Annotated in this window: 11 protein-coding genes and 1 pseudogene; 11 read left to right on the top strand and 1 reads right to left on the bottom strand. The window is 49.8% G+C overall.

Translation table 11 applies throughout. The annotated features are described in order from the left end of the window. Positions 1-175 precede the first annotated feature (175 nt). The 4 genes from ACR1R9_RS25565 to nagZ all read left to right on the top strand — a co-directional run bounded on the left by ACR1R9_RS25565 (position 176) and on the right by nagZ (position 5123). The gene (locus ACR1R9_RS25565) at positions 176-1285 is read left to right on the top strand and encodes an ABC transporter ATP-binding protein (RefSeq protein WP_433922376.1); all 1110 of its coding nucleotides are present in this window, start codon (positions 176-178) and stop codon (positions 1283-1285) included. A gap of 206 nt (positions 1286-1491) precedes the next feature. Then, positions 1492-2202: a hypothetical protein gene (locus tag ACR1R9_RS25560; RefSeq protein WP_433922377.1), complete on the top strand. Its 711-nt coding sequence runs from the start codon at positions 1492-1494 to the stop codon at positions 2200-2202. Then, on the top strand, positions 2202-3368 hold the full coding sequence (locus tag ACR1R9_RS25555) for an exo-beta-N-acetylmuramidase NamZ family protein (RefSeq protein ID WP_433922378.1): 1167 nt from the start codon (positions 2202-2204) through the stop codon (positions 3366-3368). Before ACR1R9_RS25560 ends, ACR1R9_RS25555 begins: the two co-directional genes overlap by 1 nt. 69 nt (positions 3369-3437) lie before the next feature. Beyond that, positions 3438-5123: a beta-N-acetylhexosaminidase gene (gene nagZ, locus ACR1R9_RS25550; RefSeq protein ID WP_433922379.1), complete on the top strand. Its 1686-nt coding sequence runs from the start codon at positions 3438-3440 to the stop codon at positions 5121-5123. A 119-nt stretch (positions 5124-5242) separates the two neighbouring features. Here the strand turns inward: nagZ and ACR1R9_RS25545 are convergent, their stop codons facing one another. After that, the gene (locus ACR1R9_RS25545; RefSeq protein ID WP_433922380.1) at positions 5243-6676 is read right to left on the bottom strand and encodes a serine hydrolase; all 1434 of its coding nucleotides are present in this window, start codon (positions 6674-6676) and stop codon (positions 5243-5245) included. Positions 6677-6907: 231 nt separating this feature from the next. Between ACR1R9_RS25545 and ACR1R9_RS25540 the strand changes: the two genes are divergently transcribed. The 7 genes and pseudogenes from ACR1R9_RS25540 (at position 6908) to ACR1R9_RS25510 (ending at position 16120) form a co-directional block, all read left to right on the top strand. After that, positions 6908-8881: a methyl-accepting chemotaxis protein gene (locus tag ACR1R9_RS25540; protein WP_433922381.1), complete on the top strand. Its 1974-nt coding sequence runs from the start codon at positions 6908-6910 to the stop codon at positions 8879-8881. 286 nt (positions 8882-9167) lie between these two features. Beyond that, entirely contained in the window at positions 9168-9842 is a 675-nt protein-coding gene (locus tag ACR1R9_RS25535; protein WP_076290761.1) for an AzlC family ABC transporter permease, read from the top strand. Then, positions 9833-10162, top strand: a complete 330-nt coding sequence (locus ACR1R9_RS25530; protein ID WP_433922382.1) for an AzlD domain-containing protein — start codon at positions 9833-9835, stop codon at positions 10160-10162. The genes ACR1R9_RS25535 and ACR1R9_RS25530 overlap by 10 nt, the downstream gene beginning before the upstream one ends. Positions 10163-10254: 92 nt before the next feature. After that, positions 10255-11057: pseudogene (locus tag ACR1R9_RS25525) on the top strand (NAD-dependent epimerase/dehydratase family protein). Positions 11058-11262: 205 nt separating this feature from the next. Further along, positions 11263-11919, top strand: a complete 657-nt coding sequence (locus ACR1R9_RS25520; RefSeq protein ID WP_433922383.1) for an SGNH/GDSL hydrolase family protein — start codon at positions 11263-11265, stop codon at positions 11917-11919. 210 nt (positions 11920-12129) lie between these two features. Then, the gene (locus ACR1R9_RS25515; protein WP_433948864.1) at positions 12130-14148 is read left to right on the top strand and encodes a heparinase II/III domain-containing protein; all 2019 of its coding nucleotides are present in this window, start codon (positions 12130-12132) and stop codon (positions 14146-14148) included. Between the two features lie 19 nt (positions 14149-14167). Next, positions 14168-16120 carry a glycosyl hydrolase gene (locus ACR1R9_RS25510; protein WP_433922386.1) on the top strand — a complete coding sequence of 651 codons (1953 nt, stop codon included), beginning with the start codon at positions 14168-14170 and terminating at the stop codon, positions 16118-16120. Positions 16121-16122: the final 2 nt, after the last annotated feature.

Here is a 16122-nt window from a genome sequence, read left to right as displayed (position 1 = left end):
AAGCTACATCGGAAGCATACGCTATCACCGGATTTCCCCTTTTATAAAGGAATCAAAGAAATCTGGGGATAACAGCGATCGGAAGGTTGTTCTGTCATCGGAGTGCCCGTGTAAATATTCGTTAGTGGAGCTTATATAGTTCAGGACAAGCGACAACGTAAAGGGGGATCTACCTATGGCACGCGTGGAGTTTCGCCAAGTGCGCAAAGAATTCAAAGACGATCATAAAGGAACGTTCACGGCTGTGGCCGGCTCGGACTTTGTTATAGAAGATAAGGAATTCGTGGTTTTTGTGGGTCCTTCGGGCTGTGGCAAGACAACGTCACTGCGGATGATTGCGGGACTGGAAAAACAGACGAGCGGCGATATTGTCATCGGGGAACGGGTCGTGAATGATCTGCATCCGAAGGATCGCGATATCGCGATGGTATTTCAGGATTATGCGCTTTATCCGCACATGACGATACGTGAGAATCTGTCCTTTGGTCTGAAAAATCTCAAGAAGCCAAAATCCTATATTGATGAACAGGTACAGAATGCTGCCTCCATTCTGGGGCTGGAGGCGATGTTGGAGCGCAAACCGCGCGAGCTGTCCGGTGGTCAGCGCCAGCGTGTGGCGGTAGGGCGTGCGATCGTCCGTGATCCTCAGGTGTTTCTGTTCGATGAGCCGCTCTCCAATCTGGATGCAAAGCTGCGGGTGCAGATGCGGGTGGAATTGGGCGAACTGCATAAGCGGCTCGGTGCCACAATTGTATACGTCACGCATGACCAGGTGGAGGCCATGACACTTGGGGAGCGCATCGTGGTAATGAATCATGGAGATATTCAGCAGGTGGCTTCACCGAAAGAATTATATGCGAATCCACGTAATATGTTTGTTGCCGGATTTATCGGTTCCCCGGCGATGAACTTCATTGATGCCCGGATTGAAGGCACGCAGGTTGTCGTGGACGGTGCATCATTCACCTTGCCCGAAGATATACTCGCTCGTCTTCAAAGCCATCAGGGCAAGCCTGTAATTATGGGGCTGCGTCCAGAGCATATTTTTGGTGACGATGTCGCTCCGAATATCCCGACAGATCATATGCTGCAGGCGCCGGTTCAGGTAGTAGAGCATCTGGGTTCCGAAAATCTGGTGTATTTCCATTCGGGTGCCCGTACCGTTACGGCCAAGGTTCACCCGGAAACACATGCTTATGTAGGCATGGACAAAAATTTTGTACTGGACCTGCGTAAGGCGCACTTTTTTGACCCGGAGACGGAACTGGCGATTGGACGGGAGTAAGCAGGGCTGTCCTATAAGCAATGAGCGTGAATTTTTAACGAACCTTACACACGTTATTCGCTCCCATTTGCACCGGTTTGAAATGTAACGAATCACAGAGACGTTAGACAGTCCTTATGAGCGAACTCTTCCTTTTCCAGATTAGTTCTGTCTTCTCCGTTATCGAATACATGTGTGGTCCAACTTATATAGAAGGGAGAATGAAAATGCGTAAGCTGAGTGAAGTGTTGGTCAAGACGGGGGCGGAAATCTATCGGGATATTATTCCGGTGGCCCTGTACAGTGTTGTCAGCTCCATCGTGCTGGTACCCATTCTGATGTTTGCTCCGCTGCCAATCGCGGTTCTGCTTTTGGCCGTGATTTATATGCCAATCCTGTTCGGTGTCAGTTATGCCGTACATCACAGGCTGGAACGCAAGGAACGCCGCAATGGGCTTAAGGATATCTGGAACGGAACGATGAAGGGATTCATCCCGGGAGGAGCAGTCGGTGTGCTTTTTGCGGTGCTCGGCTTCATTCTGTGGTCTACCTGGTGGTATTACGGCGGACGGGGCGGGATTACAGGTACAGCAGTGAGTATGTTCCAAACGTTCTTCGTCCTCATGGCGCTGATGTCGCAGTTCTATACGTGGCAGCTTGTCCTGCAAAAGAATATGGGCATCATTCAGGCAATGGGGGAGAGTGTGAAGCTATTCTTCCGTCATCCGGGATACACGATGGGAGCCTGTTTTCAGGCGCTGTGCCTGACGGCTCTGCTAATGCTGACGGTTGTTGGCTTCGGAGCGCTGTTCGCGGGCATGTTTGCCATCTATCAGCATAAGGTCGCCCTTAATGTGCTTGAACCCGAAGAGGAAGCAGCCACATCTGGCGGCAATGACCACCAACATACGGGGTGGATCAGCCAGGGGAATGTGTGATGAGTGTAAAAACTGGAGTTGATCTTCTGTCGGGAGGATTCTCCCACCCATGGTTAACGGATGCGCGTATTGGAGTGATGACAAACCCTACGGGTATTACGGCCAACTTTGTCTCTACGGTGGATGTTTGTGCCAGCTTGGCAGGTGCCAAGCTTACAGCGCTTTATGCGTGTGAGCACGGGTTGGATGGTGAGCTCCAAGCTGGTGTCCGATTCGGGGATACAGTGCACCCACGTCTGGGCATCCCTGTGTTCAGCCTTTATGGGGAACACAAGAAACCTACGCCTGCGATGCTGGCTGAGGTGGATACGGTGCTGTTTGACATCCAGGATGTGGGCGTCCGTTATTACACATATGCATCAACCTTGTTCCACATGATGGAGGCCTGTGCCGAAGCAGGCAAACGCCTGCTGGTGCTGGACCGTCCCAATCCGCTGGGTGGGGATACGGTAGAAGGTGGCCTGCTAAGCGCGGGGTATGAATCACTCGTTGGTGCTTGGCGTGTTCCTGTCCGCACTGGACTGACAGTAGGTGAATTGGCCCTGTTGGTCAACAGTGAGATGGAGGTGCCCTGTGAGCTGGATGTAATTGCAATGGAAGGATGGCGGCGCTCCATGGAGTTTACGGATTGTGAGCTTCCCTGGATGCTGCCCTCTCCCAATATGCCCACCCTGGACAGTGTGCGGGTGTATGCGGGTACTTGCCTGTTCGAAGGCACCAATGTATCAGAGGGCAGGGGCACGACCCGCCCATTTGAGTGGATTGGAGCACCCTGGATTGAGGGTGAACGACTGGCGGAACGCTTTCGGGAACACAAACTGGAGGGTGTACATGTGCATCCAGTGTACATCTCGCCAACCTTCTCCAAACATGCAGGTGAGCTGTGTGGAGGTGTGAGGATTTTCGTGACAGACAGCAGGGCATTCCGGGCGGTAGATACAGGTCTGGTACTTTTGCATGAACTGGCATCGCTCTATCCGGAGCAATTTCGCTGGTTGGAGCCGCCACAGCCGGGTTCCCGTTATTTTATTGATCTGTTGACCGGAGGCAGGAAAGTCAGGGATGTCATTCATGACCGTGAAGAATTAGTACGCTTGATGGAAGATTGGAACGCAGAGGCAGAGGAGTGGAAGGAACGGCGGAAGCCGTTTTTGCTATACCCATAAAGAGTGAAATTCATCAATAGAATGTCGCGTAATGTACGGATGATGTTTGTCATGGGGAGGAGGCATGGAATGAGTAAGCCAAAAGAGATATACGCGTTGAAGCTGAAACAGATGACCCTGCGTGAGAAAATTGGACAAATGCTGCTTTGCGGCTTTCAGGGCACCGAGGCTGTCGGTGAAGTGGATGCTTTTCTGCGAAAGTATCCCATTGGCGGCGTAATCTATTTTGCGCGCAACGTTGAGACACCCGAGCAGATAGAGCGGCTATCGTCGGAGCTGCAACGGATTGCTATCGATAGCGGTAATGTGCCGCTCTGGATATCCATTGATCAGGAGGGCGGCATGGTGGCGCGGATTACCGAAGGGATCGCCCTGATGCCGGGACAGATGGCGATTGCCGCAGCGGGTTCCATCGAGGATGCATACCAGGCAGCCTATATCAGTGGGGTGGAGCTGAGATCCATGGGAATTAACATGAACTTTGCTCCGGTCCTGGATGTAAACAACAACGCTGCCAATCCGGTAATTGGTGTGCGTTCATTTGGAGAATCACCGGAGACCGTGGCAGCGTACGGGGCCAGCAGCATTGCGGGAGTACAAGATGCTGGCATTTCTGCGACAGCCAAACATTTCCCGGGTCACGGGGATACGGATACCGATTCGCATCTGGATCTCCCGGTCATCACCCATGATCGAGAACGGGTAGAGCATGTGGAGCTGATTCCGTTCCGGGCTGCCATAGCGGCGGGTGTCGATGCGATGATGTCGGCACATATTTATTTTCCGGCTCTGGAACCGGAGCGGCTGCCTGTGACACTATCGCGAACCGTGTTAAGTGGATTGCTTCGTCAGGAGCTAGGGTATGACGGCATGATTGTAACGGACTGTATGGAGATGGACGCGATTGCCGCCAACTATGGCACTGTCGATGCAGCTGTGATGGCGGTAGAGGCAGGCGCAGATCTGGTGTTAATCAGCCACACAGCTCATCTTCAGGCAGGGGCGTTTGAAGCGCTGCTGGCAGCCGTGCAGAGCGGGCGAATCAGCGAGGCTCGCATTGACGAATCTGTAACCCGGTTGCTGAAGTACAAGGCAAAACGAGGCCTGCTGGAGAAGGGAATAAGCACAGGTGAAGATGAAGTGCGCGGTGCGGTGTCGACTTCATTCTCCGCTGAGGTATCAACTGCCCCGGCTTCATTAAAGCGTCAAGAGCGTAACCAACCGGCACACCAAGCCGTGGCTCGACGAATCAGTGAGAACAGCATCACGCTGGTGCGTGATCAACTGAACATGCTGCCTTTGAAGCCGGAACGCACATTGGTCATAACAGTTGCTACATCTGTGACAACGATTGCCGACGAACAGCTGACTCAGGCAGTTACTCTAGGTTCGGCATTGTCGCACTGCGGTCTGGATGTGGTCGAAGTAACAGTCACGCCAGAGGAGGTTGCCATTCGTTCTGCCCGTCTGCTTCAAGCTGCCGAAGAGGATGACGTTCGCCAGATTGTGGTGGGGACGTATAATGCAGGCAGTGCCTCTGGTGATCCGCAGTGCAGATTGATCGGCTGGCTGCAGCAATTGGGCAAGCCACTCGCTGTTGTGGCGCTCCGCAGTCCCTATGATCTGCTTGCGATCCCGGAGGTACAGGTGTATGTGGCAGCGTACGAGAGCAGGCCGCTTGCCATGGATAGCGCCGCTCGGGCGTTAATGGGGCATATTCCTTTTGCCGGGAAACTTCCTGTATCTATAAAGTAGACAGGCGTTAAATGACGAACGAGCGAAAGTATAATCCGGATGATGAAGACCAATATAGCAGAAGGGACGATCCTATAATGGACCGTCCCTTCTGCTATATCTAATGAATAATTACAAAATTATTGCAGATTCAGTGCCTGAGCTGTCTTAGCCTCGACTTCATCCATGAGCGAAGTCATATCCATACCCGCATGATTACCAAGCAGAATAATGGTAACATCGTCAGTTAAATTGCGTGAGAACGCAGTGGCAAAACCACCGCCGCTACCGTTATGGAAGACGGTACGATTCTGATCGTTTTCCTTGAGAATCCAGCCGTAGCCATAATTTTTATCCGAATACGGTTCATACATCTGTTCAATCGTATCCTGGCTCAAAATTTTGTCCGTGTACAGTGCCCGATCCCACTTCAGCAAATCGTCCACAGTGGAGTAGATCGTCCCTGAACCTGATTGTGAAACATAATAAGGGGCAGTCACCCACTGTTTATTCTCCGCAACGAATCCGCTATTTGTATGGACCTTGCGGGAAGCTTCTCCGGAGTTTTTCATGCCGAGCGGCTTCAGAATGGTCTGTTGTACATAATCGGCATAACTCATGCCAGACACCTGTTCAATAACATAGGCCAGCAGAACATAACCACTGTTACTGTACAAATAAGCACTACCCGGTTCAAATTTCAATGTTTTGTGCCGGATTTCCTCTACCGTTTCTTCCAATGAAGTGCCTTCACCCCTGCCAAAGGCGGATGGAAGACCTGAAGTCTGGGATAACAGCATATGGAGCGTGATCTGATCTCCCTTCGGTATACCGGAAATGTACTTGGATATTGGATCTTGCACATCGAGCTTTCCTTTTTCCACCAAGCTGAGAATGGAAGCTGCGGTGAAGGATTTGCTCAGAGAGGCGATTCTGGTCTTCTGATCCGGACGATTCAGCGTCTGTTCATCCGCTAGTCCGTAGCCTTGGCGAAGCAGGACTTTTCCATTGCGGGCAATCAGAGCCATGCCGGGAAAATTAATTTCGCGCAAATAGCTGTCTACACTGGCGACTTGACTATTTAATAGGCTTACTTTGTCCGTCTCAATATTAACACTCATCTGCCCTGAGGCTGTACGTTGTACTTTAATATCCGCCTTGAGTGCATTGGCAAGCGCACGGACAGGTAACATTAGGGTGCCATTAATAGTGCGAGATTGCACACCGGAGGACAGACGAACCTGATTAACCTTGATGAAGTCACTGCCAGCCTGATGAACCAGCTTGTCTCGACCAACGGTAATCGTAGCCGTTTTGGTACGAGCTTCCCACTTCAAGGTGCCATTTACAGAGGTAACCACATCTCGCAATGGAACATACGTTGTACCTTTGTATACAAGGGGGGCGTTTTTCCACGATTGCTCTTGACCATTTACTTCAATGTGAACTGTTTGCGCCTCTTGTGCTGCAGATGCCGTGAAACTGCCTTGACCCATAATGGGGCCTGCACAAAGAATGAGGGCTAACAGAATACGGAACATAGATGAATATAATCTGGTAACAGGTTGTTGCACATGTGACTTGCGTAAGATTCGAATCCTCTCCTTCCAGTCGTTTCATGGATAACCAGCTTATGAGATATTGTAAACGATCTCGAAGAGGGGGTCAAAACGGGGAATGAGCATCATTTTCTATTATCCTAACAAAAATAATGTAATTTCGATTCATTTTAGTATCCATACATAATATTTTTACTACGTTTGTCCGATAAAAAAGGGGTGAAGATGATGATGGGGGATATTTAAATGAAGAAAAGGATTCGCAATTGGTTTACATTAACGGTTAAGAAACGTCTGATCGCTTCGTTGCTCTTGTTCCTGATTGTACCGAGCATTAGCGTGGGATGGTTGTCTTATTTAAAAGCAGCAGACCAGGTCAGAGAAGAAATCATTCATTCTGCACAGGCCAAAACGGAAATGCTCAGTCTGCAGATTACTCAAATGCTGGATATGGAGAAGGATAACGCAGCACAGTTTGCAGCGGGTATTACTTCAACAGATATTATCAATAAATCACCAGCTGTTCAGAGACAAATGGATCGTATGTCCAAAGCTCACAAAGAATTGGGTGTAATAACAGTAGGTGCTGAAGATGGCAGCTGGATGAAATCACCTGATCCCGGAGCGCAGATCTATGATCCACGGGAACGCAGCTGGTATACGATGGGCATGTCACAGGATGAACCAATTATCTCCGACACGTTCCAGTCGGTAACCACAGGTGAATGGGTTGTCACCGCCGCTGCCAAGCTGGCCGATGGTAAAGGGGTAATTGGAGCCAATGTAAGTCTCAATCATTTGAAAGAATCCGTTGATAAGATACATATTGGTGAAAAGGGAAAACTGTATATGTTGGATAACGGCGGGAAGTTCCTGTTCCATTACAATATCGAATCCGGTGTGCAGTCCAATGAGAGCTACATTAATGAGATGTATACAAAAGAACAAGGAACTGTAAAGTACACGTATGATGGACAAGAATTGGAAGCCGTATTCTACACGAATCCCGAAACAGGCTGGAAAATTGTCGGTGAGATGGTTCCTTCTGAAGCAGCGGATGCAGTAAGACCGATCTTGATTCGTGCCTACACTCTAGTAGGGACCTCGTTGATCATTGGTATTATTCTGCTCGTGTTCATTATTCGCAGTATTCATCGTCCATTGTTGCAACTAACGCAAGCGGCATCCAAAGTAAGCGCGGGTGATCTGACAGTTCGTGTAGGTTTACAGCGCCGTGACGAGTTTGGACAACTCGGGGCAAGCTTCGATACCATGACCTCATCGCTTCGTAACGTTCTGGGCGAAGTACATGATACATCGAGCCAGCTAGCAGCATCCTCTGAGGAGCTGATGGCGAGTTCTGAACAGACATCCAGAGCGACGGAACAGGTTGCCGAATTGATGCAGGATGCAGCGTCAGGAACGAACAAACAAAACGCCAGTCTTGCTGCAACAGGTCAACTCGTCGGTGAAATGTCTATAGGGGTCAAAGAAATCTCATCGAGTGCTGAAGACACGGCTCGCATAGCTGTAGAAGCATCTTCCAAGTCCGAAGCGGGTATGGTTACGGTGGAAGAGGCGGTTGCTCATATTCAGAAGGTGAATAATGAGAGTGAGGCCATGGCTGCTGTCATTCAGGATCTTCGAGCGAAAAATGAAGAGATTGTTGAGATTGTGGCCGAGATTACCAACATCGCCAAACAGACCAATATCCTTGCCTTGAACGCATCCATTGAAGCTTCAAGAGCAGGCGAACAAGGTCGAGGCTTTGCTGTCGTGGCCAATGAAGTAAAATCGCTAGCCAACAATTCGGGCAGTGCTGCCGAACGTATTAATGAACTTATGCGTGAGATGCAAGAGAAGACAAATGCGGTACAGTCTACCTTTGCCCTTACAGGAGAAGGCATGATTAAAGGTACGCAAATGATTACGGAGGCGGGAGAGGCCTTCAAAAATATCCGTAGTGCTGTGCAGATGGTTGCTGCACAAGCTGGAGAAGTGTCGGCAGCTTCCCGTCAGATTGATGGAGGCATGAGTCATGTGTCCAAGGAAGTGAACGCCACCATTGAATTATCCAATCAGATTGCTTCAGGAACCGAGGATGGTTCAGCTGCTGCTCAGGAGCAGCTCGCTACAATGGAAGAGGTTGCAGCTTCTTCTGCGGCATTGTCCCGTATGGCTGAAGATCTGCAAAGCATGATTGAGAAATTCAAGTTATAGTTCAATAGCATTTCTCGAAGGAGACTGTGGGGTTGTAAACCCTGCAGTCTTTTTTCTCGTTGGTGTTCTTCGTTAATCAACGTTTTATGAAGACTCGAAACGCATCTGTTCTGTAAAAGTGAATCTGTCTCTCCCTGAATGTCTTATCCTGTGGTATATTTCTAAATTAAAAGTAATCCGCAAGATGTGGATGACATGGAGAGGGGATGAACCGGATTTGGATAAATCCATACCACTGACATCCGGGCCCGCAAATACCGAAGAGGTGTTGGATGATGCTTCATTTATGCAAGGGGTTAAGGACTGTATCCCAACACTGCTTGGATATTTAAGTATTGGGTTTGCAGCGGGTGTCATTGAAATGACGGCAGGCTTAAGTTTGGCGGAAACGGCTCTGCTCAGTCTGATTGTATACGCCGGATCGGCTCAGTTTATTGCCGCAGGCATGCTTGCCTCGAGTGGTTCAGCGACTGCTATCATTTTCACCATATTCTTCGTGAATCTTCGCCATCTGCTGCTGAGTGCAGCCGTATCACCGTACTTTCGTCATCTGACGCCGCTTAAAAATATGTGGATCGGTTCGCTGCTTACCGACGAGTCCTTTGGCGTGGCGATGACGCGAGCGATTGGCCGGAAAACGCTGAGTGAGCGCTGGATGCACGGTCTGAATATTACAGCATATCTGAATTGGTTTGTGGCGAATATGGCGGGGGCGTACTTTGGACGCTGGATAACCAATCCCGAGCGGCTTGGACTTGATTTTGCCCTGCCTGCAATGTTTATTGGTCTGGTAGTGCTTCAACTGATGCAGCGCAAAAATAAAAAATTGCACATCAATGTGGCGATCATCGCCGTGATCTGTGTAATCTTCGCCAGCATGGCTTCGCTTGGCAGCATGAGTGTCATTGTGGCTGCGGTCATTGCGGCAACGATGGGAGTAGTGATGGAACGATGGAAGTAAGATGGGATGTATTCTGGATTATTATGGGCTCGGCTTTGTTAACGTTCATCCCGCGCGTATTGCCGCTCATGCTGTTCAGTAAAATACAGATTCCGATATGGCTATTACGCTGGCTTGAGTATGTACCCGTGGCGGTCATGGCGGCACTGATTGGTCAGGAACTGTTTATGGCGGAAAACCAGTTGGTGCCGATTACACACAATCCAGCTCTGTGGGCAGCACTGCCTACGTTTGCAGTAGCCATCTGGACACGAAGTCTGCTCGGAACCGTACTTGTCGGTATTGTGGCAATGATGATTTTGCGGTACTTGATGGGATAATATACGGGGCCTTTATTGGATCAGGTAAATCCTTCGCTCTAACGGTTAATAATGTTCTATAGGATCGTAATAGAGCGAAGGGAGCTAAATCCATGAGCAACTCGAAGCACAGAATATTGATTACGGGAGCAGCAGGAATCATTGGTCGCAGTCTGCTGGAGGGACTGAGGGGAAAGGGCAAGTATGACATTGTGGCTGCCGATCTTCATGATGATCCTCAAGCAGGCATTGTAGCGATGGATGTGACCGACGGAGAACGACTGAAAGAGCTAATGCAGGGGGTTCAGACGGTGCTGCATATTGCATGGGCCAAGGATGAAGAAGATTTTCTGGGCAAAGTCCTGCCGATCAACGTAACAGGGGCCTACCATGTGTATGAAGCTGCACGGTTGAACGGTGTACAGCGGGTCATTTTTGCGAGTTCAAATCATGCGACAGGGTTTTATCCAACAGGAGAAGATATCGAAGTGGATGATCCATATCGGCCAGACAGTTTCTATGGGCTCAGCAAATGTTATATAGAGCTGCTTGGGCGATATTACGTGGATAAATATGACTTGTCGTCATTCAATATTCGAATAGGCAACTTCTCGGGCGATGCACATCCACACTCTGAGCGTTCCGCACACATTTGGATCTCTCCCAGAGATATGGTCCAGCTTGCCGAGTGCTGCATTGAGGCGGATTCGAGCATGAAGTATGTTAATCTATATGGAACATCAGCGAATACGGACAATTATTATGATATTGGGTATCTGGCACAGAAGATTGGGTACCGGCCGGAGGACGACGCAGCAGAACTATGGGAAGAAGCGAAACGTAAGGGAGCGCCGGATAAGCAGATGAGACGGAATATCAGGGCGGAGGATATGTTGCAAAGGACCCGAAATCCTGAAATCCTGAAATCATGGAATCTTAAAGATCTGAAACGTCTCATAGACGGAGATAACTGCGGGTGACATTGTGGGCAGTACAGCGCGGAGAGTTAACTGATAACTATCGTTCTGAAAACGCTATTTTCTATTGCGCCGGAAAGGGATAAAATGGAGACTAAAGGGTTGATGTTTTCATTTTACATACAGGAAGGAACGGTTCTGATTATGAGTACACATTCATCCGTTATACTTTTTCAGGGAGATTCCATTACAGACGGGGGAAGATCGCGCAATGATGATCCGAATCATTTTCTCGGGCATGGCTATGCGTATCTGATCTCAAGCAAACTGGGTGTGGAACTGGCAGCCAAACAGCCAACGTTCTATAACAGAGGAATTAGCGGGGACCGCGCTTCCGATCTCTATGCACGCTGGAACGAGGATACTTTTAGTTTGAAGCCGGATCTAATCAGCATTCTAATCGGTGTTAATGATGCATGGCGTACCGTGAATGAAGAACCCAGTGGAGTGACGGATCGTCTTGGACGTGCATATCGTCATTTGCTGGAGGAGACACGCGAAGTGATGCCGAATACCGGGCTGGTTTTAATGGAGCCGTTCATTCTTAAAACCGGAGCTACAGTGGAGCGTTGGGACACTTGGCAGGAGCGTATCGGGCAGTATCAAAATCTGGTCCGTGAACTCGCCAGTGAGTTCGGTGCTGTCTGGGTACCTTTGCAGCAAACATTCAACGATGCTCTTGAACAGGCTGACGCAGCCTACTGGTTATGGGATGGTGTGCATCCAACCGCAGCCGGCCATGAGCTGATTGCACGTCAGTGGCTGTCCGTTGTACAGAATTCTCCACTTGCGATTGGTTAATAGAATTAGAAATATCCAGTTTGCGCAGCAAGCTGAATGTAACGAGGAACCTATCGGTTCTTCGTTTTTTTTATATTTGGGGCAGGGATTGTGTGGTTAATTTGGTTGATTATGATGGATAACTCTTCAAATGTACAGCATTATCCGGTAAAATGAAATCGGTTACATATAATGAAGGTTTCGTATTCCATATAGATTAGGGTGAATTCAATGGAAAACACCAATCAAAGTAAGGTCAGCTCCATCTCTATGCCGGATTCTACGGTCATTCAACAGGCAGTACATCAGATGGTACTAGGCAGAAAGAGGAGCCAGCAGGTTCTGCTTGCTTCAACACCCTCAATCTACTCTATCGAGGCCATTGGAAAGGCATTATTGCAACCAGAGCTAGCTTCTTTTTACACAGATCTGAGCAGCTATGGGGAGCGTGCCCTGAACGAAAGCTTGCCTTCGCTGTCATTCGGTCTTTATAGGAAGTTTGGGGATACAGGGGAACGAAAGTTGTATGAGGATGCGTACTTTGAACGCAGGGGACGTCTGGCGGCAATAGCGCTGCTTGCTGTGGATTCAAATGTATCGGGATGGATAGAGACATTGGAAGATATGTTGTGGGATGTATGTGGTGAGTATACATGGTGTTTGCCTGCACATTTGGGTTCGGGGGGAGTGGAACAGGTCAACGATAATATTGATCTGTTTGCCGCGGAGACGGTACATATGCTGGCCGAAATCGTGACGATTCACGCGGAGCGACTGGATCCACGTATCATCCAGCGGATTAGGTCTGAGGCCGAGCGGCGCATCTTCACACCGCTCTATCGGGAACAACGTACCTATCACTGGCAAGATGCAGAGCATAACTGGTCTGCTGTGTGCAGCGGATGTTGTGGCATGGCTGGACTATTACTGCTGGAAGAAGAAGCGATTCTGACGGAATCGGTTGGTCAGACGATTCGTTCCATGCAGGCATTTCTGAGTGGATATGGCATAGATGGCGGCTGTGCAGAAGGCATTGGTTACTGGGTGTATGGGTTCGGCTATTTCGTCTATTATGCCGACATGCTGCGTGAATACAGTGAAGGTAAGTTGGATCTGCTGCTGAGTGATTCGAAAATAGCGGCAATAGCAGCCTTCCCACTACGGGTTCATCTGTCAGGAGGAACCTTCGTGAATTATTCGGATAGTGCGGAGCAGCAAGAGGTTCCTTCGGGTTTGCTCTCACTTCTGGCATCTCGTTTCGGTATACAGGTGGATCTGCCGTTTCATATTCCATTGTTTACCGATGATCCCTGTCATCGTTGGGCTCACCTGCTGCGTAACGTGATGTGGAGCAGTCCGGCAATGTACCTTCAAGAAGTGCGGGCTGTTCCCGCGGAACGAGTGATCATTTTCGAAGATTTGGGCTGGATGATTGGAAAGGGAGAACATGATTCTCCAAGCTCAGATCTTACCAGAGATGAACCTCTAGCTATTGCTTTTTCCGTCAAGGCAGGGCATAACGATGAACCCCATAACCATAATGATCTTGGGCAATTTATGATCCATTGTGGTGGCGAAAACATTCTTTGTGATCCGGGAGCAGGGCTGTACACACAAGCCTATTTTGCTCCGGGTAGAGAGCAGTTGTTTCACATTAGTTCGTCCGGGCATAGCGTGCCCCGGATTGAGGGGAAGGAGCAGAGCTCAGGGCGCGAGGCGCGAGCACAGATTCTTGAGGCGAAGGTTTCGGACGATGACCGTACACTGGATGCCAGCTTGGAACTGACAGCAGCTTATCCTGAAGCAACTTCGCTCGCTTGTTATACACGCCAGCTGCATTGGAGCGTTCCTGTTAATGATGTCGGGAGCGTGGCAGAACTTCGTCTGAAGGATCGATTTCAATGGAAAAACAGAGCGGCGTCTTCATCAGGCACGTTACATTCGGTGGGAGAATTGCAACGGCCGAGTGTGACGGAGCGGTTTATGAGCAGAAAGGTACCTGAGAAGGTACAAGAGGGGCAGATTCAATGGCATGGCGAGAGAGCAACGGTATGTATGACGTACGATGCAAACCAGTGGCAGGCGGATATAGAGATCATTAATACGGTTGATCATGGCAATGTGCCAGTTACATTCTATCGGACATCACTTGAATGGCGAGAGCAGTCGGATAACTCCGGTGCGGGAAGTGATGAAACCGATCTGCTGGAGACGGTGTGTGAGCTGAAGTTCACGATTGAACCAAAGTGAAAGATGGAGGTGAGCATACGTGAGTGAGTATACAGCCGCATCAACGTATCCATGGAAAGATGCACTCGATAAGTACCGTAAATTGGCGGAAGAGGCGGGACCTGCCCCGTCAGATGGTTGGAATCAGGCTCGCAAATTGGCCCTTGTGGAGAGTGTTGTTCGGGCTTATACCCCTTACGAGGATAGTAGCGGCGCCATTATCGATCCGTTCTCGGAGGTCGAGCGATATTATTCCACACCAGCTTATGCAATGGCTGCATCGGTTCTTGTTCAAGCGGGACATATGGACCTGCTTGCTTCGGCCGCATCGGCCCTATCACACAGTATCGATGTTGTTGTGAAGGGTTGTGCACCGGATCATCATCCGGACTTTTTCCCTGTGTTGATGATGAGAGCCTACATCCTGTTGAAGGCGCATATGCCTGAGCAAGCAAAGATCTGGGCAGAGGCTCTTAAGAAGATACAGCCAGAACAAGATTATGTTTTTACAATGAGCAAAATGAACAATCCCAATCGCATGATCAACTGGAACGCCATCATGATCTCCGGAGAATATCTGCGCTTGAGGGAACATCTCGCCAGTGAGGGTAGGGATTGGATGGACCGTTATCTGAATCTGTATCATCTGCCACGATTTACGCCGCTTGGACTATATCAGGACGGTCCGCTGGACCGACCGAATTGTCCATTTTCCTATGATATTGCAACCCGCTATCATCTGGATGTCATGCTTGAAGCGGGATATGACGGGGCCTGCGCTGGTGAGTTAAAGGAACAATTACGTCATGGTGCATTCAGTACCCTGCTTACACTGTCACCGCTGGGGGAGATTCCTCCGCGTGGACGCAGCTCCCAACATCAATGGAATGAAGCGGCAGCAGCCTACGTATGTTCTGCTCATGCAGCACAGGCCTTACAGGCTGGAGATCGGGTGATGGCTGGAGCGTTCGCTCGTGCGGCCAATCGGTGTTTCGAAGCGGTGGAGCGTTGGAAGATGGATGATGGACGTCTGAAAATAGTTCGCAACGAGTATGCACCTGAGGCACGTCATGGCTACGAAATCTATACGAATCATACGGGTTATAATCTGTGGACGGCAGCAGCGCTGGCCCATGCCTGCCTTAGCGATCCTGGTGAAGATGTAACGGAGATATACCTTCCTTCCGAGGTGGGTAACCGTGTATTGCAGGCCGATGGATGGTTTGAAACGATTATCGCCACCGTACCAGGTCAACAAATGATTCTGCATACCGCCATGAATGATCCATATACGGTTCCCGGTCTTGTGCGGGTACAACAGGCGGGATTGCCAGGGCTGATCGGTCCTTCTGCTGCTGGACATGTGCAATCCGGATTCACGGAGTTTGCGGAAGGGGAAGTTGGTCCGCTGAGCTATTGTCCTGTCTGGAAGACGGCAGATGGGAACTGGCACAGTCTTGCCGGGGGTATTCCGTCAGGTGCTGATTATGACCGGGATGCGGGGATTGATCCTGCCGAGGGCGGAGGTTCGATTTTATTTGAAACGTTAGATCAAGAGGTCCGAGATGATTCAGCCTCTCCAGGGGGAGATGACGGGAAGCATCTGGATGAGACCAATGCATTTACAGTGACATGGCTCGGCCCACTAACCGGGCTCGATTCACTGCGTACCAGATATGTACAGCAGGCGGATTTGCTTACTGTAACATATGAATTCGACGGTGAGCTCGAGGCTGTCGGAGCACTCATTCCATTAATGTTCAGTGATGGCCGTGAGCAGGCTGTCATCACTCATTCCAAGCAGGCTGTGCGCAGCGAGTACCGGGGAGCTTATGTGGAATCCACCGTGCTGGATGAAGGAGCCGTCATTCAGCTCAAGCAACAGCCGGTGGCATCCCGCAATGGGCTGCTGAAGGAAGCACGGATGGAAGTGAGCGGCGTGCGAAGTATAACGTTTACGATCAGATTGGGTATCAAATTAGAGGAGGGATAGGT

Source organism: Paenibacillus taichungensis, assembly GCF_050994985.1.
In the GTDB taxonomy this organism is placed as follows: Bacteria; Bacillota; Bacilli; order Paenibacillales; family Paenibacillaceae; genus Paenibacillus; species Paenibacillus taichungensis.
This window is presented reverse-complemented; position numbering and strand designations above follow the sequence as displayed.

What these genes read in the sequence shown, in the direction of transcription:
- ACR1R9_RS25565 (WP_433922376.1), top strand. Translation starts at nt 176, where the DNA reads ATGGCACGCGTGGAGTTTCGCCAAGTGCGCAAAGAATTCAAAGACGAT.
- ACR1R9_RS25560 (WP_433922377.1), top strand. Translation starts at nt 1,492, where the DNA reads ATGCGTAAGCTGAGTGAAGTGTTGGTCAAGACGGGGGCGGAAATCTAT.
- ACR1R9_RS25555 (WP_433922378.1), top strand. Translation starts at nt 2,202, where the DNA reads ATGAGTGTAAAAACTGGAGTTGATCTTCTGTCGGGAGGATTCTCCCAC.
- nagZ (WP_433922379.1), top strand. Translation starts at nt 3,438, where the DNA reads ATGAGTAAGCCAAAAGAGATATACGCGTTGAAGCTGAAACAGATGACC.
- ACR1R9_RS25540 (WP_433922381.1), top strand. Translation starts at nt 6,908, where the DNA reads ATGAAGAAAAGGATTCGCAATTGGTTTACATTAACGGTTAAGAAACGT.
- ACR1R9_RS25535 (WP_076290761.1), top strand. Translation starts at nt 9,168, where the DNA reads ATGCAAGGGGTTAAGGACTGTATCCCAACACTGCTTGGATATTTAAGT.
- ACR1R9_RS25530 (WP_433922382.1), top strand. Translation starts at nt 9,833, where the DNA reads ATGGAAGTAAGATGGGATGTATTCTGGATTATTATGGGCTCGGCTTTG.
- ACR1R9_RS25520 (WP_433922383.1), top strand. Translation starts at nt 11,263, where the DNA reads ATGAGTACACATTCATCCGTTATACTTTTTCAGGGAGATTCCATTACA.
- ACR1R9_RS25515 (WP_433948864.1), top strand. Translation starts at nt 12,130, where the DNA reads ATGGAAAACACCAATCAAAGTAAGGTCAGCTCCATCTCTATGCCGGAT.